Genomic DNA, 23,374 nt, shown 5'->3' on the forward strand with positions numbered 1-23,374 from the left:
GATGCATATAGAATTACCAGAAAAACGATATTATGGCATTGGTGAAGTTGCTAAAGCCTTTAATGTAAACGCTTCATTAATTCGGTTTTGGGAAAAAGAATTTGATGTCCTTAAGCCTAAGAAGAATGCAAAAGGCAACCGAAAATTCACACCAGAGGATATTAAAAATTTAAAGTTTATCTACCACCTTGTAAAGGAAAGAGGATTTACGTTAGAAGGAGCTAAAATTCATTTAAAAGAAGAAAAAAAGCAATCTTTAGAAAAATTTGAAATTATAGAAAAGCTTGAAGATATTAAAGCACAACTAATTAAAATAAAAACTCAACTTTAAAACTTATTAATTATGAAAAAATGGCTAATTCCCTTAATTATACTTGCGATAATCGCATTTGGTGTCTATAATTGGGCCGTAGGCTTTAATAATAATGCCGTAGAACTTGAAGCCAATGCAAAAACAGCTTGGTCTAATGTAGAAAGTGCTTACCAAAGACGAAATGACCTTATTGGAAATTTAGTAAAAACCGTACAAGGTGCAGCAGATTTTGAAAGAACAACATTAAGAGAAGTAATTGAAGCTAGAGCAAAAGCTACATCAACTACAATCGATGCAAGCAACCTTACAGCTGAGAATATGGCTCAATTCCAACAAGCACAAAGTGGATTATCAGGAGCGCTTTCAAAATTATTAGTATCCGTAGAGCGTTATCCAGAATTAAAAGCCAATCAAAATTTTCTAGAATTACAGAGTCAATTAGAGGGCACTGAAAACAGAATTAATGTTGCTAGAGACAGGTATAATGAGAAAGTAAATGATTATGATATTTACACAACAAAATTCCCAGGAAAAATACTTGCTGGTTGGTTTGGCTTTGAAGAAATGCCACGCTATAAAGCAGATCCTGGAAGTGAAAATGCACCTGACATTAATTTTGAATTCAACTAAAATCTAACCATGCCACACATTGAAGATTTCCTAACCACAAAAGAAGAGCAGGAAATCGTAGAAGCCATACGTATTGCCGAGAGTAAAACTTCAGGTGAAATTCGTGTACATATAGAACAGGAATGTAATATTGATGTATATGAACGTGCGCTTGATGTTTTCCACATTCTTAAGATGGATAATACCAGACAACAAAACGGTGTACTTATATATGTGGCTGTAAACAATAAAGCCTTTGTAATTTTTGGAGATCAAGGCATTAACAATAGTGTAGGTGCCAATTTTTGGAATTCTACTCGCGATAAAATTGCTTCACAATTTAAAGTTGGTGATTTTAAACAAGGGCTAATTGATGGTATAATGGAAGCAGGCAAGGTACTTTCAAAGTATTTTCCTTGGGAGCACGGAGACACAAACGAATTGGACAATACAATTTCTAAAGGCTAATGCAACAATTAAAGTATATCATTTTATTTCTGTACCTAGTCTGCACATTTAGCGGTTTTGCGCAATATGATATTCCGCCAAAACCAGAGTTCCAAACTAGTGTTTATGATGACGATATAAAGTTATTATCCCAATCCCAAAAAAACAGTTTAGAACAAAAACTTATTAGGTATTCAGACACCACTTCTACTCAAATTGTAATTGCAATAATTAGTTCTACAAAAGGAGAATATATTAATTATTTAGGTGCACAGTGGGCAGAAAAATGGGGAATTGGTCAAGCAGATAAGGATAATGGTATTTTTATTCTCTTAGCCAGAGATGATAGAAAAATTGGTATAAATACAGGTAAAGGTGTTGAGCATTTGCTAACAGACGCCATGAGCAAACGTATTATTGATAGAGACATCATCCCATACTTTAAACAAAACGATTATTACGGAGGACTCAACAGAGCCTCAGATGCCATTTTTGAAGTTATGAATGGGGAGTATCAAGGTACACGGCAAAGTAATGGCACTGACTTTCCTTTTGAAGTTTTCTTTATCCTATTTATTGTCTTTATTATTTTCATTATTGCCATTTCTAAAAGCAGAGGTGGTGGCAAAGGTGGCAATGGAGGTAATCGTAATGATGATTCTCGAAGTATTCTCGAAGCCATTATATTAAGTAATATGGGGCGTGGTAGTTATTCCAGAGGGTCCTCTTCTGGAGGATTTGGTGGATTTGGTGGAAGTTCTGGAGGTGGTAGCTTTGGAGGCGGAGGCTTCGGAGGTGGTTTTGGAGGAGGAAGTTTTGGTGGTGGCGGAGCTTCTGGAGGCTGGTAAAGCCCCTTTATCCTGCGGACATTTCCCTTAAAGGGAAAAATTTACAGCACTTAGTATGTAAACTGTTTTAAAACTAGAAAATATTATAAAGGTGTAAACATAGTTCTAGATTTGTTTTTTCTTTGGACTAATCAAAGTAGAAAAAATCACTATCATTAGTCTCACCTTTACTTCCTAGACTATTAAATTTATAACTAAAGCCCAACATAAAATATTGTCTTAACACGGTACTCTGCGAATCTTGTATATAATCTTGTGTAGCTACACGTCTAGCATTTGTATTTTGGTCTAATAGATCATAAACTTTCAAAGAAATTAATCCTTTATCCTTCAACAAGCTATAGCTAAGGGTTGAGTTCCAAAACCAAGCACTTTTCTGAAAGCCATCAGCGACATTTGGATTGTAGTTAAAGTTAATATCATTACGCCATTCAAATTTTTCTGGTAAAAAGGTTGCTGTTCTTAGTCCTGCATTATGGCTTATAAAATTTCTATCTTCAAACGCTTCTATATCATATGAGTTATTAGAAATATTTAATTCATAATAAGGTTTTATCTCCATAACTTTAGTCCAAATAAAATCTATTCCAAGTCTTGGTGAAACGGTATTCATTTTACTGGCGTATTTTACGTCATTATTAAAGTTGATGTTTTTACTTTGATTAAATCGTGCTCTTAAATTTAGTTTTACGGACCTTAAAGTGTCTAGTTTTATTTCTTTACTGTAATTTCCTGAAACACCATAGTTATAGTTACCATCCACGTTTTCATAAGTGGTTGTTCTCACTAAAGACTCTGGGTCAACCACCGTTTTAGATACCACTTGATTTTTCGTGAAACTTGCATTGAAGTTGGCATAAAATCCTGTACGTTTTTGCCAATCAAAACCATTATATCCTGCGTAAAAACTATGTCGGTTTGATGGTTCTAAGTTAGGGTTACCAATTATAATGCTCAATGGGTTTGACACATCTGTAAACGCTTGCAACTGTCGTAATGCTGGAGGGTTGTTTCGCAACCAATAACTACCATAAATTGATGCCTTTGGGCTAAACCTATAATTTAACCTATAACTTGCCTCAATATTTTTAAATTGACGTTCTACATTAAACTGTGGTCGTAATAAATCATTATTTTCTAGATTACGAATATTATAACCAATATCGAAACGTGTATATAATTTTTCACCTCTATAAGTGGCCCCAAAACTTGGCACACTTCTAGAATCTGTATATTCAAAATCGGTACTTAATGCTGTATTAAAATCGGTAAAATCTTGTGCACCTTCGTTAAAATCATAAGTACTTTCCCTGTTTTTATCTTTATCTCTTGAATATAGATATTCAAAATTCAAGAAAAATTTCTTTGTTATTATTGGTAATCTATAAGTGAATTCTGTTGAAAACCCATAACTATCATTAATACCATCCGTAAATTGATTTCTATCAATGGTTTCGGGTTCAGTGCCAAATATTTCAGCAATTGAGTTTAAAAAATCATCACTTTCTTGCTTACTCACATTGGTTTGTATTTCTGCTCTAATAAAAGCACCTTTACTACCAAAACGCTTAGTTGCTGACACATCGGTTGAAAACTCCCTGGCATAGCGTTCTACAGTTGAGTTTACAGAAGATTGGTTGGTAAGCACTAAATCTTCATCCAAGGTTTCGTCATTACTTTTGTATAATGTTCTTGTTTTAGAATAGCTAAAAGAGGGTTCTATTGTAATTTGAAAAGTTGAATCTGTTTCTATTTCAAATTCCATATTTGCAGTATGACTATCCGTTTCGTTATCTGACCTTGATCTTGAGTTTGTAAAAAATCTTGAATCTGCTAAAATGGTTTCGCGTTCTGTTGATGTTTCATTTTCCGAATTACTAAAAGAATTAAAATAATCTGCCGATATATCTACGGTTTCACCAATAACATCAGCATAATTTAAACCTGTACTCCTAGAGGTTGTAATACCTTGCCCTCCACCAAATGAACGTCCATCAAAACTAAACGAACCATTGCTATTAAAATAAACACTCCTAGCATTACCAAACATTTTTGAAAGCTCACCAAAACTAAAACCTGGTGAGTTAATGTTGTTACCACCTGCAAGTACACTAATACGTCTGTCATTATCAAAGAAATTTATCATACCTGCATATTCATAACGCTTATCTGTACCTGCACCAGCTGCAACACGCCCAAAAATCCCTTTGTTGTTTTCTTCTTTAATTGTAAGGTTTATGGTTTTATTTTCCGTATCACCAGCTTCACCGGAAAACGCTTCAGACTTTGTTTTTGTGTCAACAATCTGAATTTTTTCAATAATATCTTTGGTTAAATTTTTTGTTGTAATTGTAGGATCATCTCCAAAAAATGGTTTCCCATTTACCAAAATTTTGTTTACTGGTTTGCCGTTTACCGTAATATTTCCTTCATCATCTACCTCTACTCCTGGTAATTGCTTAAGCAAATCTTCAACATTGGCGTCTTTCTGTGTTTTAAAAGACTTTACATTAAACTCTAAAGTGTCTTTTTTTATGGTTATGGGTGCTGTAGATTTTATCAAAACCTCATCGAGCTGATTATCTAATTGAAGCGAAATTGTACTTAAATCAATCGTTTCTTTATCGATTGCTATTTGCTTAAAATAGGTTTGGTAGCCTACATACGACACATAAAAATTTAAGCTTTTATCGTAAGTAGAACTTTCGAGTTTAAACTTCCCATCCTTATCAGAAATGGTATAGGTAACAATAGTACTATCCTTGACGCGCTCTAAGTAAACAGTTGCTGACTCTAAAGGAAAATTAGTGTCTTCTGCTTTAAGCGTTCCGGTAATTTCAAAGGATTTTTCTTGGGAAAACGATGATTGTATTGCAAAGAGTATTACAAAAACTAATAGCAGTTTTTTCATTGAGATTGATTGATGGTTGTAATTGTAGTTGTTTTAACAACGCAATAAAGAAATAAATCGTATGAATTTTCTTAAAATTATAATAAATTTTAAGCTTATCGTTTTAAGGTAAAGTGCCCTTTAAAAGTCCTACCATCAATTAGTTTGGCTACAAACCAATAATCATCAGTAGGTAATAATTGTCCGTTATATGTGCCATCCCATTTAGGATTATTGTCGTTTAAAATGGCAAGGTGCTTCCCATAACGATTAAATATATCGACTCTAGCTGTGACAGGAAATTGTGATGAAAATCCCGAAATCTGCCAAGTATCATTTACAGTATCATCATTAGGAGTAAAAAACTTAGGAAAGCCAAGTACAGAAATATCACTTGAAACTATACCACAATTGTTCTTTATGTCTTTTACATAAACTGTATGAATACCAGGACTTACATTTTCAAAAACATTGGATTCTTGATAGACTCCATTTTCATCATCTAAAGCATAAACGTAATCACCTTCACCTGTTACCAATACTGTAATTGTATTGTTTTCTGAGATATCTAACACCTCAATAGTTTCAACAGTTGCTGTGCTCGATGGCAACACTACAATTGTCCTTCTATTGGTACAACCAGCTGGTCTTGTTACAAACACAATATACGTTCCTACTTCATTTACTTCTATGTTCATGGTTGTTTCTCCCGTTGACCAATCATAAGCATAATTGTTTGGTATATCATCAAGAATTCCACCTTCTAAAGTTGTAGTTTCAGGAAAAGAATTTAAACAATAATAGACCTCTTCGTATTGCAAAACATTGGGCAAATTCTTAACCGTTAAATTCACTTCGTTAATGGCATAACAAGTATTGTCTATATCTACTCTAGCATATACTGTTTGATTGTAAGCCACCTCATTAAAATAATCTCCAATGATTACATTTTCTCTTAACAAAGCTTCGTTATAAGTAACATAGTAGGCAATACTTGCATTTACTGGTGAATTTGTTAATATCTGATTATCCGCTTCTGATAAATCAAAAAAAGCAAATCCATCTTCAATAAAATCATCACATATTTCTATGCTTGCACTCGTATCACTTGAAGAATTAACTTGCAATGTCACTTCAGACACACTAAAGCAGCCTGTAAAATCATCAAGCACTTTAGCATAGATAACTTGATAATTGCTTGTATTTATGTAGTTATCACTATTTATTTGAACACTTAAATCTTCATCTTCATAAAAACTTATATCCCAAATAGGTATAACCTGTCCGTTAACATCTCTTACGATATCGTCTGTATAATTATTAAGATTGAAACTTGAAATGCCGTCACCAACTTCATCATCGCATTGAATAATAGTTATATCATTTGCAATTGGAGATTCATACACGTTTACTGTAACGGGAATTCTATTTCCATCATTACAACCATTAAATAAAGGCAACACATAGTATGTTGTAGAGGTATTTATATAATTTTCATAGGTAAATCCTGTGTGTATTATATCTGTTGAGCTTTGTGTCTCAAACCATAACACTTCGTCTGTATTAGTTTCAATAGTTATTTCTGCAATACCTTCTTCACATATTCTATTTGTATAGATATTGGTTTTTGGCATTACTATAACTGTACTTGCAGAAACATTAATATCTGGATCTCCTGGCATGCCACCAAATTCTACAATATAACCTTTAGGGTGATAAGCACTATTTGGATCTGTAGAACCTGTAATAGCTAAATCATTCCAAGAGCCTAAAATACCTATATCAGGATCGGTAATATGTGCATAATCTTCTTCACCTAAATTGTTGGGTTCACCATTATTCCAAAAAGCAAACATGCCATCAGGGGAACTTCCATTTACAGCACCATTCCAAAACACCTGACCTGCTTCTGGACCTGTTTCCCACCTCCACACACCTTCCGTTCCTTGATCCGAGCCACCTATCCAGCCTGTACCTTGAGCTTGCTCTCCTGTTATTTGCACCTCTTCTTCTGTGGTAATTGTTGCCAAATAACCTTGTAAGCCAAAATAAGTTTCTGCAGCCGCAGCATCTCTTGCTTGCGTCCAACTAACACCTATATCTTCCACATAAAAATAGTAATGTCCTGTTGCTGGAAGAAAATTTGCCTCACCAAGATTTATTGAAAAAAATTTGTCTTGTGTAAAATTGTTTTCTGAAGTTTGAAACCGTACTGCGCTTATTGCATTTTCAAAATCCGCAAAACTTGCAGGACCAGTAAGTGTCAGTAAGCCTTCGCCTATTGACCAAGACTCTGTAATATTAGGATGTGTGCCAGTTAGTGACAACACATCATTCCCTAAAGAATATCCTGTAGCTATTTGTATAAAGATAACATCGAGCATGCTCTCACCTGACGTACTGGATATTGAAACATCAGTAACAATTGGCATAGGTGCTTCAGCACAATACATTTGATTTCCTGAAGCTGAAATATTTGGTGGACTTTGTGCTATTGCAAAATTGCACAGCATACTAACCAAACAAATAATATGAAGTCTAAATTTTAACATAGCAGAAAGTAAATGTACTACTTTTTGCGCATGTAGACACTTACTGGAACACCATTAAAATCAAAATGATCTCTTAACTGATTTTCTAAGAAACGTTTATAAGGTTCCTTTATGTATTGTGGTAGGTTACAGAAAAATGCAAACTGTGGTTGTGGAGTTGGCAATTGCATAATGTATTTTATCTTAACGTATTTACCTTTGTATGCTGGTGGAGGGTTGTGCTCTATTATAGGAAGAAGCACATCGTTAAGAACACTAGTTTTAATACGTTTAGTTCTGTTTTTGTAAACCTCAACTGCCGTTTCTATAGCCTTAAAAATTCGTTGTTTATTTAACACTGAGATAAATACAATTGGCACATCTGTAAATGGAGCAATTTCTTTTCTGATATGTTGTTCAAATTCTTTGGCTGTTTTGGTATTTTTATCAACCAAATCCCATTTATTGACTAGGATTACAATGCCTTTTCTATTGCGTTCTGCTAACCAAAATATATTTTGAACTTGTCCATCAAAACCTCGAGTAGCATCTAATACTAATAGACAAACATCACAGTGCTCTATTGCCCTAACACTTCGCATAACAGAATAGAATTCTAAATCTTCTTTTACTTTAGATTTTCTTCTAATTCCAGCAGTATCTACCAAATTAAACTCAAAACCAAAACGATTGTATTTTGTATCTATTGAGTCTCTTGTTGTACCTGCAATATCTGTTACAATGTAGCGGTCTTCGCCAATTAAAGCATTTATAAAAGATGACTTACCTGCATTAGGTCTACCAACTACAGCAAATCGTGGCAATTCTTCTTCTTCAACTTCTTCTTTCTCAGGAAGCGCTTCAACTACAGCATCAAGTAAATCTCCTGTACCGCTTCCGTTTATACTTGCTATGGTGAAATAATCGCCTAATCCTAATGCATAAAATTCAACAGCATCTTCTGCCCTTTTATTGTTATCTACTTTATTTACAACAAGAAAAACAGGCTTATCAACTTTTCTAAGCAAATTAGCAACATCCTCATCCATTCCTGTAATACCGTCTTCTACATCTACCATAAAAATTATAGCATCTGCCTCGTCTATAGCTAATTCTACTTGCTTATCGATTTCAGCTTCAAAAACATCATCACTACCCACAACATAACCTCCTGTATCAATAATAGAAAATTCTCTACCATTCCAATCGGTTTTACCATAATGACGGTCTCTAGTTACTCCACTAACAGCATCAACAATGGCTTCACGTCTTTTTATCAAGCGATTAAAAAAAGTAGATTTACCAACGTTTGGTCGTCCTACAACTGCAACTATATTTCCCATATCTTAAAATTTATTCTGCATTACATATCCTGTAAGCGGTTGCAAAGGTAGTGTTTAATTTTAGATTTACGTTTTGAGTTTTGAGTTTTGAGAAGTCGAAGTTTTAGTTTCAATATGAAAATATGTAAATTGAAGTCCTATAGTTGAAATTATGGAGCTTTCAAACGATGTAATATTAAGGCCAAGATTCAAATTCATTGTCAACCATGACAATGAATATTTGCTGTCTTTATTTGAAATTGAGAGCAAAAAGCAATCCAGTTTTATCGTAACACGAGTTGACGATCACGTTTTTATCAAAATTCCAAAAACTAAACAACACTTCTGGTCACCACAATTACATCTTGAAATCAACGAAGATTACAATAACGACGAGACTAGTATAATCTATGGCTTATTTGGTCCTAACCCAACAGTTTGGACCATGTTTATGTTTTTTCACTTTATAATCGCTGGATTATTTATTGGTTTTGCCATTTGGGCTTATGTCAACTGGTCATTGAAAGCAGATTATGCCATTCAATTGTTTTTAACCTTTTTTATGGTGATCATTTGGTTGGGACTTTATTTCAGTGGTCGTTTGGGAAAAAAAGCTGGTATGACGCAAATGCACGAGCTACATCATTTTATGAGAGATACGCTTCGCAGTAAGAATATACATGCAGCATCTTAAATTATTTTTGATTATAACCAAAACGTCTTAACTGATTTTGGTTACTTCTCCAGTTTTTATTCACTTTTACATACAGTTCTAAATGCACTTGTTTGCCAAAAAATTTCTCTAAGTCTTTCCTCGCTTCAACACCAACTCTCTTTAAAGCAGAACCTTTATGGCCTATTATTATCCCTTTTTGAGTTTCGCGCTCAACCATAATAACCGAACGCATTCTTATAATATTTTCTTCTTCAAAAAATTCTTCGGTATCAACTTCAACTGCATACGGAATTTCTTTTTTGTAATGCATTAAGATTTTTTCTCTAATAGCTTCATTTACAAAAAAGCGTTCTGGCTTATCTGTTAATTGGTCTTTTGGATAAAATGCTGGTGACTCTGGCAACAACTCTATAATTCTATCAAACACATTTTGAACGTTAAACCCTTGCAATGCAGAAATTGGAAAAAATTCGGCATTTGGTACTTTTTGCTGCCATAATTCTGCCTGTTCTTCTAATTGCTCTTGGTTAGAATTATCAATTTTATTTAAAAGCAGTAAAACAGGTATTTTAGAGTTTGTAATCTTCTTGAAGAAAGCTTCATCCTTTAATTCTTTCTCGCCTATCTCCACCATATAAACAAGCACGTCAGCATCTTCAAACGCAGACTTCACAAAATCCATCATAGACTCCTGTAACTCGTAAGCTGGCTTTATAATTCCTGGTGTATCGCTCAATATCACCTGAAAATCATCACCATTTACAATACCTAAAATTCTGTGTCTTGTAGTTTGAGCTTTGGATGTAATTATAGATAGTTTTTCACCTATAAAAGCATTCATTAAGGTGGACTTACCAACATTAGGGTTACCAATAATATTTACAAAACCTGCTTTGTGCATTTTTAAAAAATTTATTGCAAAGGTAGTATTAAAATGATGACATTTTTAATCATTGACGATACTATTATATAATTCAAAAAAAATCACTTATGAAACCGACACGACTAATTTATTGTTTTGCGTTATTACATCTTATATTGTCTTGTAGCTCTAATGACGACAGCAATAATAATTCTGATCTTTTCAGTAACTACGTAACGCAATGCAATGACGGAACAACTACTATTACTGGTGGTAAAGCCGCTTATTGGGATTTTGCGAATGCTAAACCTATAGGTTTAACACAGATTCCTCTTATTCAAAATCCAGGACAGCAATTTATACATAGCCTTCAACCACTTTTGGGTTTTACAATTCCTCAAGGATTTACAGCTTTTGAGCTTACAAATCCACAAACCCAAACTATAGGTGTTGACGTTTTTAGGAATGATAATGCTGTTTTCTTTCGTTGGATACCATCGAGTTCAGTAATCGGACAACAGATTCCTTCGCAAAATTTTATTGCTAACGAAATCAACAACCTATTTGCCTTTTATAATTTTAATGGTACACCTGAAGTCCTTTGTTCTGAATTTAAACAACAAGTATTTTCTACAATTCCCATGGAATTTAATGCAAGACTCTTAAGATTTAACGGCAGGATAGCTCAGGTTTGGATCATTACCACTTATGCAGCTGGCTCAACATATATCACAACCTCAATAACTACTGCTCCTGAAGCAGAATATGATGCGCAAGTTGCCAATACTTTTCTGCCTATTAATTATCAATTATATGTAGATAATAACGGAGGCATTGTGGATAACGATATGGATGGTTTTGATATTCTTAGAGATCCGGATGATAACGACCCAAATGTGCCTTAAAAGGTAGTTGTTTTTAATGATAATTTTTACATCGTATCAATATAAATAATAAACATAACATTATAGATTATGAAACTTTTACCAATTAACATAGTTGCTCTATTATTCTTACTATTCTCTTGCAAAAACGAACAGAAGACTCAAGATTCTAATTTTGATAGTGGACAACTTTCCTTTGAAACTGAAGAAGTCACAAAAACACAAGGCCAGCCTGTTATTAAAAATAAAAATGAAACCACTACAAGAGGGTATCAGTATTTTGAAAATTACGACCCTATTGTAAAAATGGTTTCAGGAAGGGTTCAATTACCAAATGGCTGGAGACGCGTAAAGAATGACAAACAGTACCAATATGTAGGGCCGAATGATATGAAAATTGGTCGCATACAAATGTCAAATCTATTTTCTTATACCGAAGATTATGGCATGCTGCAAACATTCCAGATGTCTGGCACACCTAATCAATATCCTATGTCGATAAATCAAATTGTAGAGACGTATTTTATGCCTTATGCCAATGAAAACAACTTACAATTCATTAAGTCTTTTCCATTGCCAAAAGTCGCAGAAAAATCAAAGACCTTTTTGGAATTGAATTTTAAATCACAACCTACACAAATAGAAACCGAAAGTGCTGGCTTAGAATGGAAAGACAACAAAGGCAGAAAATATTTAACTATTTTAAGAAAAACAGTTTATAAAACTTACAATCAGTGGTCATGGGGATTTTTAAACCAGCACATTGAAGCACCTGCTTCAAAATTTGATAATGCCAAGAAAATATTTATAGACATGACTCTAAGCGAACAGCATAACACAGATTGGTTGTATCGCAAAAATCAAATTGCTGCCCGAAAAGCCAATCAGCAATACCAAGAACATGTAGCGAGGATGAATGCTATAAAACTTAATAGTTCTAATTCCGGTTTTTCATCATCTAGCGTTGCCAGTACATATAGTGATATTTTAGACATCAACCATTCTGGCTACTTAAAGCGTAGTGATATGACCTCGCACGGTCAGACACGCACAGTAAATATGATTTCCGAGAGAAACATTATTTCTAACCACAATACAGGCGAACATTATAACGTCCAAGCTGGAAGCAAAAATTACTGGGTTAACAACAATGGTAAATACTTTGGTACGGACAATCCTAATTACGACCCGAGAATAGACCGAAGAATCAATCAAACAGAATGGTCACAATTTAATATTGAGAATTAGATTGATAACAAACAATACCATTTACGATATAACTTAAAACTCTTTAAACATCAATTCATTATGAAAAATATAGAATGTAGATAGTGGGAAGGTTCAGGTGGTTATGGCATCGTTAACTATTTTGAAATTGAGGCTGTAGAGGATGCCTTAAGCTATTATGTTGAAATATTAGAGTGTGCACCAGATCCAATACCATCTAATGTAGGGAGAACATATTCTTGGCCACCAGATTCTAACCTACCCTCTTGTAATAATGTTGGTTCAGGATCAAGCCATCTTACGGAATATATACCTGGTGCTTACCATGCCAATACCAATACAGGAAGTGGATACTTAATTTACCTTGAAGACGTAATGATAACTGCGAATCAGTCATAGCAGCTGCTAGAGTAACTGCAATTGTTGGTGAGCAAAATTAACAGTAAAAGATTTTTAATAGTAACCTTTTTAAAAGACTTTTTTGGTAGAACTGCTTATTCATCTAGTTAAAAAAGTCTTTCATCATCTAATTATTGTTTAAAAATGAAATAATTGTATCTTTCTAATGTTTAGCTATTAACATGAGGGAAGCATACAAAATTGACAATAAACTACAGGTAGTTGTTGCTATTAAGGAGAATGATTCTTTGACCTTAAAAAGCATCTACACGCAGAACTATCCAAAAATTGAAGCTTTGGTACTAAAAAACAGCGGTACAAAAGAGCATGCCAAGGACATTTACCAAGAAGCCTTTTTAGCGGTTTGGCAAAATATAAAACAAGACAAATTTATACCAAAAAATGAGTCTTCAATAAACGGTTATTTATTTACCATTGCCAAGAATAAATGGATGGATGTTTTAAGATCTCAAGGGTACAAAAAAACAATTGTAGCATCTCAATTACAGTATTTTGAAGTAAAAGATGAAGAAAATAATGGTATTGATGATGACATTTTAAAAGATGAACGATTACAAGATGTAATGTTAGCCTTTAAAAATCTAGGTGAAGCATGTAAGAGCTTACTAAGTAAATTTTATTTTGAAAAGAAATCCATGAATCTCATAGCACAAGAACTGGCATTGGATTCTGCTTCAACTCGAAATAAAAAGTACCGCTGTATGCAAAAACTGAAAGCAATAGCTCTTAAAAAAAATTAATAGCAATGGACTTAAACGATATTTCACAAGAAGAATTTGAAAAGATAGAAGCCTTTATCAATGGGCAACTATCGGAGGAGGATTTATCTACTTTTGAGAACAAGCTTAAAAATGAAGACGGTTTTAAAGCTAAAGTAGAAGATATAAAAGCTATTTTAAATGGAATAGAAACTCAAGCAATGAAAGAACAATTAGATGAGTTTCATACTGAAATATCTTCTAACGAAGAAGTAGCTTTTGTTAACGAACCTAGAGCAAAAAGTTTAAACTGGAAAAGAATTGCTATTGCCGCAATTTTAATTATAGGACTTGGAAGTTTTTGGTTATTTAATGGCAATAGTAATGACAGATTGTATGCCAAATATTTCACTCCAGATCCTGGGTTACCTACAACCATGAGCAGTAACGAGGATAATTACGAGTTTTACGAAGCCATGGTAAATTACAAACAAGGTGATTACAAAACTGCTTTAACTAAATGGAAAACCTTACAAAATAAAAAACCAAATAATGATACCATAAACTACTTTATTGGTGTAGCACATTTGGCAAATAAAAATGAAAATGATGCTATTTCTTTTTTAGAAAACGCTATAGAAGATTCTAATTTTCCGTTATTAAATGATGCGTTTTATTATTTAGGATTAGCTTATTTAAAAACAGGGAATATAGATAAAGCGAAAGCTAATTTACAAAATTCAACTATTGATAATAGCAAAGCCCTCTTATCTGAACTAAACGATTAACCAACTCACTAAACAGTTGATTATGAAACGTTTTTACAATTGCATTAGGCTAATTATATGTGTATTGGTTCTTTTTGGTATACTGCAAATGGTACACGCACAGCGTAATAACGTATCAACCACACAACTGCTAGATTCACTCATAACTAATAAAGCATATAAAGTAGCCGATTCTGTACTTACAATAGAAATAAATAACTTAAGGCAACAACAGGCTTATTTTGATTTAACACAACATATATACTATTTCGGGAAAATTGCTTTAAATCTTAATGATAAAGATTTAGCCATTAAAAAAACCAATGAATTTGCAACAAGTATAACAGATGCAACAGACTCATTAACTGTTTCACGGAAAAAACATTTAGTATTAGCAAGGTTTTATGCGCTTTTGCGTGATTACAAAAATGCTTCAGAACACAACTTAAAAGCTTTAGAAGTCACTAAAAAAATGCCAGATGCAACTGGTGATTTATTTGGTTTAATACATCATAATCTAAGCATTGATTATGGGAGATTAGGTGACTTAAAAAAAGCCACATGGCATAGCCGCGAGTCTATAAAACATTATTTGTCCTATCCTAAATCAGATAAATCTAAAGTTTTAGATGCTTATAACTCCATGGGAGGAAGAATGTGGGATGCTTATAAAATTGATAGCGCATTATTTTATTTTTTGAAAGGCGAAAAAATAATTGATGAACTAGAACAAACACCCATTAACAAATATTACCATGCAGCAAAGGCTCAATCAAACATTAGTTCCGTGTACGCTTTGCTTGGCAAATCTGCTGATGCCATAAAATATAATGAAAAAGCAATTAAAAATTATACCAGTTTTATAAATTCTAACACCGACGGTAAAGATTTTTTTAAAGAGGAAGCAAGATTGTTTTTGTATATGACTATTGAAAACTATGCTGATGATTTTAGCAAACAAGGCAATTTCAAAAAAGCTAAAGATTTAATAGAGTACGTAAAAGGGCAAAAACTAAAATATTACCCTTCAAATGATCCAGAACTTGGATTTACAAACATGCAACTGGGTAATATTTATTTAAAATTAAAAGAATATGAAAAAGCAGAATTACTTTTTGATGAAGCCCTAAAAAATTATACCAATGAAAAACCTCAAAATAATTTGAGAATTGCTGATGCTTATTATTATAAAGGAATTATACATGAATTCTATAATGACATAAGTAGAGCAAAAGACTATTATGAAAAAAGCAAAGTGTTGTATGAAGATGTCTTTGGAAACAATTACGATGCATTCTATCTAAACGCTATGCTAACCTATTCTAGTTTTTATTCAAAAAATGGCTATACGGAAAAAGCCCTCGACATGGCAACTAAAGCTTATGAATATGTGTTAAATAATCAAGGTACAGAAACGATTTTAGAATATTCTCTATTAGTAAACTTGGCAGATATCCATTACAAGTCTAAAAATTATGATGATGCCCATAGTAAAATAAATGAAGCATTAGAACTATTAAACACGTCCTATTCACAAGAAGCTAACCAACGCAACGATTTAAGTGTTGATATAAAAAAGCCAATGGCTTTATTACTTAAATCTAAAGTAGAAATGCAACTAAAGAACAATAAGGACATTGAATTTTTAAAAAGTCAATTTTCTACGCTTAAGGAAGCCATAAGTATTTTAGAACAGCAAAAAACTATTGTTAGCGAAGACCAAAATGTATCAATTATTCTAGATGATAATAATGAAGTTTTTGAGTTTGCCAAAGCAATAGCCATTGTGCTATATAAGCAAACTAAAGATGAGCAATATCTAAATGAAATTCTGAGCCTTCACGAATCTAAACTCTACAATAAAATTAGACAACAGCTTAATATTCAATCAGATTTTTCATTAGAAGATATACCACAAGATATTTTAGATAAAGAAAAGCAATTAAAAGAAGTTCTAAATTCAACTTTAAATAATGAGAACGAATTTGACGAGTTTATTAAAGCCAATTACAACTGGAATGATTTTCTTGAAACCTTAAAACAAGATTATCCTAAATATTATGGCTTAAGATACGCTTCTATTTCAAAATCTTTAAATCTTAATGACTTAAACATTTCTGGCAATATGTCTATTGTAAGGTATGTTTATATTCAGGAAGATCTTTATGCTTTTATAATTCAAAAAAATAAAATTGGAGCGTATCAATTAGATAACAGTAAATTAAATGACATACTTGAAGCCAAAGAAAATGAAAATAAATTACAGGAAGAGAACCTAAGCGCCAACAACAATCTATATAATATTTTGTGGCAACCGTTTGAAACAGCAATTACCACTAAAAGTGTAATCATAATTCCTGATGCAAATCTCTTTAATTTAAGTTTTGAAGTATTAACTACAAGCTACGTAAATTCATTTAAAGAATTGGCAGAAAAAAGCTTGCTGAAAAAGTATAGTATCTCGTATAATTACAGTCTGTTGTTAATTAATAAAAATAAGACTCCTAAGTTTTTTAAAAATAATTTTGTGGCTTTTACGCCTGAGTTTAACAACCAGATGAAAAGCAAATACAAAATAGCTATAAAGGACTCTGTGTTACTAGATAAAACTTACCTTACCTTATTACCACAACCTTTTACAGTAGATTTAGCCAAAGAGTATTCCGAGTTATTTGGAGGCAATTCGTTTATAAATGAGAAAGCTTCTAAACAAATTTTTACACAGCAAGCAAAGGAGCATAAAATTATTCATATTGGTACTCATGCTGAATCTAACAATGTGTCACCAGAGTTTTCAAGATTAATTTTTGCTAAAAACCTTGATGATAGTAATAATACGGACAACAATTCCCTTTATACTTATGAAATATACAATCAAAACCTTTCCTCTAACCTAGCCATTTTAACCGCTTGCGAAACGGGTAAACCCACATTTCAACCAGGTGAAGGTATGATATCCTTAGCTCATGCCTTTAACTATGCAGGTAGTGAAAGCATCCTAACAAGCCTTTGGAAAATAGATGAACAATCTAGTGCTAAAATTATAGAAAATTTTTACAATCATCTTAAAAATGGCTTACCAAAAGACGAAGCTTTACAAAAGGCAAAATTAGACTATTTATCTACTGCTGAAGGTAGAACAATGTCTCCACAATATTGGGCTGGATTGGTACTTATAGGAGATGCTAGTCCTATTGATTTATCACCATCTAATTTATGGTGGATTTGGGTGTTACTTATACTTATACTAATCATAGGCATACTCTTCTTTGCTAAGAACAGAATTGTTTTTAGTTCAAAGTTTAATAGAAAATAGTGCAGTAAATTCAGTACACTATCATATATTAGTACAATATAGCTGACTTACTTTTATTAACATAAAAATGCAATCACCAAAGAAAAAAATAGGTCTTTTTCTGGGACCACTATTGTTTTTACTTATTAAATTTTTCTTTCATCCTGAAGGTTTGGATGACGCGGCAAATGCCATTTTAGCTTCAACAGCTTGGGTTGCTGTTTGGTGGATTACAGAAGCTATTGCTATACCTGCTACAGCGCTATTACCAATAATTTTATTTCCCTTATCTGGTGGATTGTCTTTAAGTGAAACTACAGCTTCTTACGGTCATAAATATATCTTTTTATTTCTCGGTGGTTTTATTTTAGCAATTGCCATAGAAAAATGGAATTTACATAAACGTATAGCCTTGAATATTATAAAATTAGTTGGAACAGATGTAAGGAAAATTATTCTTGGTTTTATGGTGGCTACTGCCCTACTTTCCATGTGGATTTCTAATACTGCAACAGCAGTTATGATTTTGCCTGTTGGTATAGCCATAGTATTACAACTCAAAGACAACCCGAAGACTGAGGAGAATGAAAATTTAATATTTGGCAAAGCGTTAATGTTAGCAATAGCATATAGTGCTTCAATTGGTGGTATGGCAACATTAATTGGAACGCCACCAAATCTTGTACTTGCTGGTGTTGTAGAAAGCACTTACAACACAGAAATAACATTCTCGCAATGGTTTATGTTTGGGTTTCCTATAAGTGTTATTTTATTGATTATCTGCTGGATTTATTTAACTAGATATGCTTTTAAATTTAAGCAAAAAGAGTTTCCTGGAGGTAAGAAAGAAATCGAAAATCAAATCAAGGCTTTAGGAAAAATGTCTTACGAAGAAAAAGCCGTACTAACAGTATTTACCATAACAGCGATAGCATGGATTTGCAGATCTTTTTTATTAACCAAATGGTTGCCAGCTATAGATGATACTACCATTGCAATAATTGCCTCTATCTTACTTTTTTTAATTAGGAATAATAAAAAAGAACATGCCTTAATAAATTGGGAGGATGCGGTAAAACTACCATGGGGAATTCTGTTACTTTTTGGAGGAGGAATGGCGTTAGCCATGGGATTTGAAGTTAGTGGTTTGGCGGCATGGATTGGAAATCAATTAACATCTTTAGTTGGTGTTTCAATATTTGTGCTCTTGTTAATTTTAATTGCAGCAGTAAATTTTTTAACCGAAATTACTTCAAATATGGCAACAACAGCTATGCTTTTACCTGTGTTAGTATCGTTGGCTGCTGTTCTTAATATTCATCCTTATATATTATTAGTAAGTGCAACACTTGCGGCTTCATGTGCTTTTATGCTACCAGTGGCAACTCCTCCAAATGCAGTGGTTTTTGGTTCTGGTTATTTAAAAATAGAAGATATGGTAAAAAAAGGCATTTGGATGAATGTAATCTCAATCATACTAGTGACATTGATTGTGTATTATGTTCTACCACTAGTGTGGAATCTTTAATTAACTTAAGAACCTTATTTTCTTTTTATAATTAAATTCAAACTTAAACCAGTCACAATAATAATGATGCCTATTAAGTTATATATATTATAAACTTCATCAAACCACAATAAGCCTAAAATTACTGTAAAAACAACTTCAAGATATTTTAATGGAGCTATTTGATTGGTTTCTCCAACTTGCATCGCCTTTGTCATGTATAGTTGAGCAAAATAACCAAAAACACCTAAACTCATAAAAATGAGCCATTCGTTTCCTTGTGGTTGTATCCAATTGTTAATTGCCAAAAGCCCACCTATTATGGCAGATATAATCATAAAATAGTTAACCACAACTACAGGATGATCATCGTTTCCAATTTTTCTAATGGTGATATAAACCAAACCTGCAAACAAAGCTGAAATTATAGCAAATACAATTCCTTGTATTTGTATACCTGTATCAAATCCTTTTAAAATTAGAACTCCAGAAAAGGCTATAAGAAAAAAGAGCCATTGTATGGGTTTTACTTTTTCTTTAAGAATGATGAGCGCAAATAATGCTGCAAAAATTGGAGCAATATACCTTATTGAAACTGCCGTTCCCATAGCAATATACTTTAAAGACAAAAAGAACAACGTCATTGAGATTAGGCCAAAAACACTTCGCATTATAAGCAGCCCTTTTTTATTCCCTAAAAAGGAAATATTATTTTTCAATAAAAAAGGAATCGTAAAAAAAAGTGATCCAATAGACCTAAAAAAAACAATTTGATAAACGCTAAAGTTATTTAAAGATTTTACAAATACATTCAAAAAAGTAAATGCCAGAGCACTTATTATCATGTATAGGATTGCCTTTTTCAGAATTTAATTTCTTTTAGAATTATTATAAGAATACATCAATTAACTTAATCATTTTTTCATTTGTAACCGCTTCTATTTCATCATAAGGATGATTATTTTGGATATTAATTAACTCAACAGGAGTTGAATTAAAAATGTATTCAGATTTTGATTTATTTCCATTTGAAACTATAATAATACCATCAATTGAGCCATCACTAAGACTCATAACACACTCTTTTTCTTTAATATAGGAATTGTAGGATTGATAAAACAGAATTCTATATCCAAAGCGCTCTGCTGTTTTTTGTATGCAATGAAGTGTATAACTGTAACACGCTTGTGTTACTTCTGGTATAATGACTGCAATTAACTCCGATTTTTTAATTCTAAGTGAAACCGCGTAACTATTTGGAACATAGTTGTGTTGCTTCGCTAAGGTTTTAATCGTTTCTCTTGTGGATTTACTTATCTCTAGTTTATTATTAAGTGCTTTAGATACCGTAGATACTGAAAATCCAGATAGTGAAGAAAGTTCCTTTATGGTTACAGCAGACGATTTCAATGGTTATGATTTTAAATCTTTAATAATTGATAATGCATTTTTAGTATCTGATTCAATTTTAGCTAAATCATAATTACCATCTGCATTTTTGGAAATAAGTTTAGAGCCTATACCAACACAAATTACACCAGCATTAAACCAGCCTTCTAAATTCTCTCGAGTTGGAGAAACACCTCCTGTTGGCATTATACTTGTCCAAGGTTGAGGCCCTTTCACAGCTTTAACAAAACTAGGTCCATAAATACCACCTGGAAACAACTTAACTACCTCACAACCTAATTCTTCAGCTCTACAAATCTCAGTTAAAGAGCCACAGCCTGGCGACCACATTACTTTTCTTCTATTACAAACAATAGCAATATCTTCTCTAAAAACTGGTGTTACGATAAAGTTTGCACCCAGAGACATATAATAAGAGGCCGAGGCAGCATCCGTAACAGAACCAACTCCCATTATCATTCCTGGCAATTCTTTTAGTACCCATTTGTTAAGTTCTCCAAAAACTTCGTGAGCGAAATCACCTCTTGCCGTAAACTCTAACAAACGTGCACCACCATCATAAGTGGCTTTGATTACTTTTTTACTTATTTCAATATCTGAATTATAAAACAACGGAACCAATCCTGTTTGTTTCATTGCATTTACGACTTCTATTCTTGTATATTGTGCCATTTAATTTTATTTACCTTGAGACTTTTCCTGAAGCATTACCACTTAAAAACTTTTCTATTTCTTCTAAAGAAATTAAATTAATGTCCCCAGAAATAGTATGTTTTAAACAACAAGCGGCTACTGCAAAATTTAACGCCCTTTGTTTATTTTTTGAATCGTTTAACAAACCATAAATTAATCCTCCCATAAAAGCATCTCCACTTCCAACACGATCTACAACAGGAGTAACCTCTTTTATATCTGCACTACAAATACTTTTTCCATCGTACAGAATACCTCCTATACGCTGATGCGAAGCACTAACGGAATATCTTAATGTTGTTGCTATTGTTTCTAAATTAGGACATAATTTAAAGAGTTGGTCGTATAAAAACGGTAACGTCTTTTCATTTTGATAATTAGGATTTACTTTGTCCTTTCCTAACATAAAAAATGCCGTATCAATATCACCTAATATAATGTTACTATACTTTAAAAGTTCAGGCATTACTTCATCTGGCTCTTTACCATAATTCCACAGTTTAGATCTATAATTTAAATCTGAAGAAATAGTAATACCTAGTTTATGCGCTACTTTTAAAGCCTCTAAACATTCTAAAGCTGCAGACTCTGAAATCGCTGGAGTAATACCACTCCAGTGAAACCAAGTTGCATCTTTTAATACCTCTTCCCAATTAATAGAACCTTTTGGAATTGTAGCCATAGCACTATTTGCTCTATCATAAACTACATTACTTCCTCTTGTTCCTGCACCAGTTTCAAGATAATAAATACCTAGTCTATCACCACCGTAAACAATGTTTTTAGATTCCACATTATACTTACGCATCTCTTTTATTGCACAAGCGCCTATTTCGTTATTAGGTAATCTTGTTACAAATTCCGCCGGAATTCCATAATTAGCTAAAGATACCGCAACATTAAATTCGCCTCCACCATAGGATGCTGCAAAAAATTTTGCTTGCGAAAACCTTAAATGACGCTCTGTAGAGAGTCGTAACATAATTTCGCCAAATGTGACAATTTTACTCATGCTTTATACTTAATTACTATTATTTTTAAAAGCCAAATAGCATTTAAAATATAACTATTTGGCTTTTAGTATATGCCTTTTTAAGCCTGAAATTTTAATTATGAAACTTAGCTAAACGCTAATCCTCCATAGATATCAATATAATATCTTAAATTCCTAATGCTTGTCCTCCTCCAATTTGGATAGTTTCTGCCGTTATAAAAGAAGCATCTTTACTTGCCAAAAATGAGACAACACCAGCAACATCTTCTGGTTGACCTAGTCTACCTAACATTATATTATTTGCCCACGAAGCAAATACTTCCGGCTTAGTTGCTTTAATTTGTGCATGAAATGGAGTATCAATAGTACCAGGAGATACAGCATTAACTCTAATACCATATTCAGCTAAATCTTTTGCCAACGCTCTGGTTATAGCATGCACACCTGCTTTAGATGTACCGTAAATTCCAGCTCCAGGTCCACCTGCTGTCCATCCTGCATTGGATGTATAATTAATTATAGAAGGATGTTCACCCTTTTTAAGAAATGGTATAGCAGCTCTTGATGCAAAAAAGACTGAATCTAGATTCAATGCCATTACAAATCTGTAAAATTCTGTAGTCATTTCTTCAAACCTAGATCGTCCACCTAATCCGCCTGCGTTGTTAACTAGAACATCTATTCTACCGTATTTTTCACCTATTTTTGTAATGTTTGAAGTAACTTCAGATTCTTTTGTGACGTCAAACCCATAATATTCTGCATCGATACCTTCTGCTTTAAGTTCTTCAACTCGTTTAGCACCAGCACTATCTTCAATACCGTTTAATATTACTGTATAACCATCTTTACCTAATCTTTTTGCTACTTCAAATCCTATTCCGCCTGTTGCACCTGTTACTATAGCTACTTTTCCTTTATTATTACTCATCTTATTAAATTTATTCCTTTAAATTATACTTGTTTTTTATTTAACTTAAT

At 32.9% G+C, this 23,374-nt stretch carries 20 protein-coding genes; 11 read left to right on the forward strand and 9 right to left on the reverse strand.

What is annotated here, in order from left to right; genetic code table 11:
- Window position 1 precedes the first annotated feature (1 nt).
- From ACFFGA_RS15930 to ACFFGA_RS15945, 4 genes are read left to right on the forward strand one after another with little or no spacing between them, the layout of a single operon-like run.
- A complete protein-coding gene (locus ACFFGA_RS15930) occupies window positions 2-331 on the forward strand; it encodes a MerR family transcriptional regulator (protein WP_386065605.1) in 330 nt (109 codons plus the stop codon).
- A gap of 12 nt (window positions 332-343) precedes the next feature.
- Window positions 344-943 (forward strand): LemA family protein, encoded by a 600-nt coding sequence (locus tag ACFFGA_RS15935; protein ID WP_386065607.1) that lies wholly within the window; start codon window positions 344-346, stop codon window positions 941-943.
- 9 nt (window positions 944-952) lie between these two features.
- Window positions 953-1,390, forward strand: a complete 438-nt coding sequence (locus ACFFGA_RS15940; RefSeq protein ID WP_386065609.1) for a TPM domain-containing protein — start codon at window positions 953-955, stop codon at window positions 1,388-1,390.
- Window positions 1,390-2,217, forward strand: a complete 828-nt coding sequence (locus tag ACFFGA_RS15945) for a TPM domain-containing protein (RefSeq protein ID WP_386065611.1) — start codon at window positions 1,390-1,392, stop codon at window positions 2,215-2,217. Before ACFFGA_RS15940 ends, ACFFGA_RS15945 begins: the two co-directional genes overlap by 1 nt.
- A gap of 127 nt (window positions 2,218-2,344) precedes the next feature.
- Here the strand turns inward: ACFFGA_RS15945 and ACFFGA_RS15950 are convergent, their stop codons facing one another.
- The 3 genes from ACFFGA_RS15950 to der all read right to left on the reverse strand — a co-directional run bounded on the left by ACFFGA_RS15950 (window position 2,345) and on the right by der (window position 8,981).
- Window positions 2,345-5,128 (reverse strand): outer membrane beta-barrel protein, encoded by a 2,784-nt coding sequence (locus ACFFGA_RS15950; protein ID WP_386065613.1) that lies wholly within the window; start codon window positions 5,126-5,128, stop codon window positions 2,345-2,347.
- 95 nt (window positions 5,129-5,223) lie between these two features.
- The gene (locus tag ACFFGA_RS15955; RefSeq protein WP_386065615.1) at window positions 5,224-7,659 is read right to left on the reverse strand and encodes a T9SS type B sorting domain-containing protein; all 2,436 of its coding nucleotides are present in this window, start codon (window positions 7,657-7,659) and stop codon (window positions 5,224-5,226) included.
- Window positions 7,660-7,676: 17 nt separating this feature from the next.
- The gene (gene der, locus ACFFGA_RS15960; protein WP_386065617.1) at window positions 7,677-8,981 is read right to left on the reverse strand and encodes a ribosome biogenesis GTPase Der; all 1,305 of its coding nucleotides are present in this window, start codon (window positions 8,979-8,981) and stop codon (window positions 7,677-7,679) included.
- Between the two features lie 151 nt (window positions 8,982-9,132).
- Between der and ACFFGA_RS15965 the strand changes: the two genes are divergently transcribed.
- Window positions 9,133-9,654: a GTP-binding protein gene (locus ACFFGA_RS15965; protein WP_386065619.1), complete on the forward strand. Its 522-nt coding sequence runs from the start codon at window positions 9,133-9,135 to the stop codon at window positions 9,652-9,654.
- Between the two features lies 1 nt (window position 9,655).
- On the opposite strand, the gene era is transcribed toward ACFFGA_RS15965, so the two are convergent.
- Entirely contained in the window at window positions 9,656-10,537 is an 882-nt protein-coding gene (gene era / locus ACFFGA_RS15970; protein WP_386065621.1) for a GTPase Era, read from the reverse strand.
- 89 nt (window positions 10,538-10,626) lie between these two features.
- Here era and ACFFGA_RS15975 point away from each other — a divergent pair, with 89 nt between their 5' ends.
- From ACFFGA_RS15975 to ACFFGA_RS16000, 6 genes are all read left to right on the forward strand, one after another.
- A complete protein-coding gene (locus tag ACFFGA_RS15975; protein WP_386065623.1) occupies window positions 10,627-11,403 on the forward strand; it encodes a hypothetical protein in 777 nt (258 codons plus the stop codon).
- A 69-nt stretch (window positions 11,404-11,472) separates the two neighbouring features.
- Window positions 11,473-12,630, forward strand: a complete 1,158-nt coding sequence (locus ACFFGA_RS15980) for a hypothetical protein (RefSeq protein WP_386065625.1) — start codon at window positions 11,473-11,475, stop codon at window positions 12,628-12,630.
- 560 nt (window positions 12,631-13,190) lie between these two features.
- Window positions 13,191-13,769, forward strand: a complete 579-nt coding sequence (locus tag ACFFGA_RS15985; RefSeq protein ID WP_386065627.1) for an RNA polymerase sigma factor — start codon at window positions 13,191-13,193, stop codon at window positions 13,767-13,769.
- Between the two features lie 5 nt (window positions 13,770-13,774).
- Window positions 13,775-14,515 carry a tetratricopeptide repeat protein gene (locus ACFFGA_RS15990; protein ID WP_386065629.1) on the forward strand — a complete coding sequence of 247 codons (741 nt, stop codon included), beginning with the start codon at window positions 13,775-13,777 and terminating at the stop codon, window positions 14,513-14,515.
- Window positions 14,516-14,537: 22 nt separating this feature from the next.
- The gene (locus ACFFGA_RS15995; protein WP_386065631.1) at window positions 14,538-17,810 is read left to right on the forward strand and encodes a CHAT domain-containing protein; all 3,273 of its coding nucleotides are present in this window, start codon (window positions 14,538-14,540) and stop codon (window positions 17,808-17,810) included.
- A gap of 67 nt (window positions 17,811-17,877) precedes the next feature.
- Window positions 17,878-19,317, forward strand: a complete 1,440-nt coding sequence (locus ACFFGA_RS16000; protein ID WP_386065633.1) for an SLC13 family permease — start codon at window positions 17,878-17,880, stop codon at window positions 19,315-19,317.
- 14 nt (window positions 19,318-19,331) lie between these two features.
- Here the strand turns inward: ACFFGA_RS16000 and ACFFGA_RS16005 are convergent, their stop codons facing one another.
- The 5 genes from ACFFGA_RS16005 to ACFFGA_RS16025 form a co-directional block, all read right to left on the reverse strand.
- On the reverse strand, window positions 19,332-20,165 hold the full coding sequence (locus ACFFGA_RS16005; protein ID WP_386065683.1) for a DMT family transporter: 834 nt from the start codon (window positions 20,163-20,165) through the stop codon (window positions 19,332-19,334).
- Window positions 20,166-20,184: 19 nt separating this feature from the next.
- On the reverse strand, window positions 20,185-20,706 hold the full coding sequence (locus ACFFGA_RS16010) for a LacI family DNA-binding transcriptional regulator (protein WP_386065635.1): 522 nt from the start codon (window positions 20,704-20,706) through the stop codon (window positions 20,185-20,187).
- Window positions 20,707-20,709: 3 nt separating this feature from the next.
- Window positions 20,710-21,378 carry a bifunctional 4-hydroxy-2-oxoglutarate aldolase/2-dehydro-3-deoxy-phosphogluconate aldolase gene (locus ACFFGA_RS16015; protein ID WP_386065637.1) on the reverse strand — a complete coding sequence of 223 codons (669 nt, stop codon included), beginning with the start codon at window positions 21,376-21,378 and terminating at the stop codon, window positions 20,710-20,712.
- 10 nt (window positions 21,379-21,388) lie between these two features.
- The gene (locus ACFFGA_RS16020) at window positions 21,389-22,411 is read right to left on the reverse strand and encodes a PfkB family carbohydrate kinase (RefSeq protein ID WP_386065639.1); all 1,023 of its coding nucleotides are present in this window, start codon (window positions 22,409-22,411) and stop codon (window positions 21,389-21,391) included.
- A 148-nt stretch (window positions 22,412-22,559) separates the two neighbouring features.
- Window positions 22,560-23,324 carry an SDR family NAD(P)-dependent oxidoreductase gene (locus ACFFGA_RS16025; protein WP_386065641.1) on the reverse strand — a complete coding sequence of 255 codons (765 nt, stop codon included), beginning with the start codon at window positions 23,322-23,324 and terminating at the stop codon, window positions 22,560-22,562.
- Between the last annotated feature and the right edge of the window lie 50 nt (window positions 23,325-23,374).

This window comes from Winogradskyella pulchriflava (genome assembly GCF_042434315.1).
In the GTDB taxonomy this organism is placed as follows: domain Bacteria; phylum Bacteroidota; class Bacteroidia; order Flavobacteriales; family Flavobacteriaceae; genus Winogradskyella; species Winogradskyella pulchriflava.

Excerpts from the sequence above, each read along its gene's own strand:
- ACFFGA_RS15930 (WP_386065605.1), top strand. The coding sequence starts at position 2 with ATGCATATAGAATTACCAGAAAAACGATATTATGGCATTGGTGAAGTT.
- ACFFGA_RS15980 (WP_386065625.1), top strand. The coding sequence starts at position 11,473 with ATGAAACTTTTACCAATTAACATAGTTGCTCTATTATTCTTACTATTC.
- ACFFGA_RS15955 (WP_386065615.1), bottom strand. The coding sequence starts at position 7,659 with ATGTTAAAATTTAGACTTCATATTATTTGTTTGGTTAGTATGCTGTGC.
- ACFFGA_RS16020 (WP_386065639.1), bottom strand. The coding sequence starts at position 22,411 with ATGAGTAAAATTGTCACATTTGGCGAAATTATGTTACGACTCTCTACA.
- ACFFGA_RS15935 (WP_386065607.1), top strand. The coding sequence starts at position 344 with ATGAAAAAATGGCTAATTCCCTTAATTATACTTGCGATAATCGCATTT.
- ACFFGA_RS15990 (WP_386065629.1), top strand. The coding sequence starts at position 13,775 with ATGGACTTAAACGATATTTCACAAGAAGAATTTGAAAAGATAGAAGCC.
- ACFFGA_RS15975 (WP_386065623.1), top strand. The coding sequence starts at position 10,627 with ATGAAACCGACACGACTAATTTATTGTTTTGCGTTATTACATCTTATA.
- ACFFGA_RS16025 (WP_386065641.1), bottom strand. The coding sequence starts at position 23,324 with ATGAGTAATAATAAAGGAAAAGTAGCTATAGTAACAGGTGCAACAGGC.
- ACFFGA_RS16000 (WP_386065633.1), top strand. The coding sequence starts at position 17,878 with ATGCAATCACCAAAGAAAAAAATAGGTCTTTTTCTGGGACCACTATTG.
- ACFFGA_RS15965 (WP_386065619.1), top strand. The coding sequence starts at position 9,133 with ATGGAGCTTTCAAACGATGTAATATTAAGGCCAAGATTCAAATTCATT.
- ACFFGA_RS15945 (WP_386065611.1), top strand. The coding sequence starts at position 1,390 with ATGCAACAATTAAAGTATATCATTTTATTTCTGTACCTAGTCTGCACA.
- ACFFGA_RS15940 (WP_386065609.1), top strand. The coding sequence starts at position 953 with ATGCCACACATTGAAGATTTCCTAACCACAAAAGAAGAGCAGGAAATC.
- ACFFGA_RS15995 (WP_386065631.1), top strand. The coding sequence starts at position 14,538 with ATGAAACGTTTTTACAATTGCATTAGGCTAATTATATGTGTATTGGTT.
- ACFFGA_RS15985 (WP_386065627.1), top strand. The coding sequence starts at position 13,191 with ATGAGGGAAGCATACAAAATTGACAATAAACTACAGGTAGTTGTTGCT.
- ACFFGA_RS15950 (WP_386065613.1), bottom strand. The coding sequence starts at position 5,128 with ATGAAAAAACTGCTATTAGTTTTTGTAATACTCTTTGCAATACAATCA.
- era (WP_386065621.1), bottom strand. The coding sequence starts at position 10,537 with ATGCACAAAGCAGGTTTTGTAAATATTATTGGTAACCCTAATGTTGGT.
- ACFFGA_RS16015 (WP_386065637.1), bottom strand. The coding sequence starts at position 21,378 with ATGGCACAATATACAAGAATAGAAGTCGTAAATGCAATGAAACAAACA.
- der (WP_386065617.1), bottom strand. The coding sequence starts at position 8,981 with ATGGGAAATATAGTTGCAGTTGTAGGACGACCAAACGTTGGTAAATCT.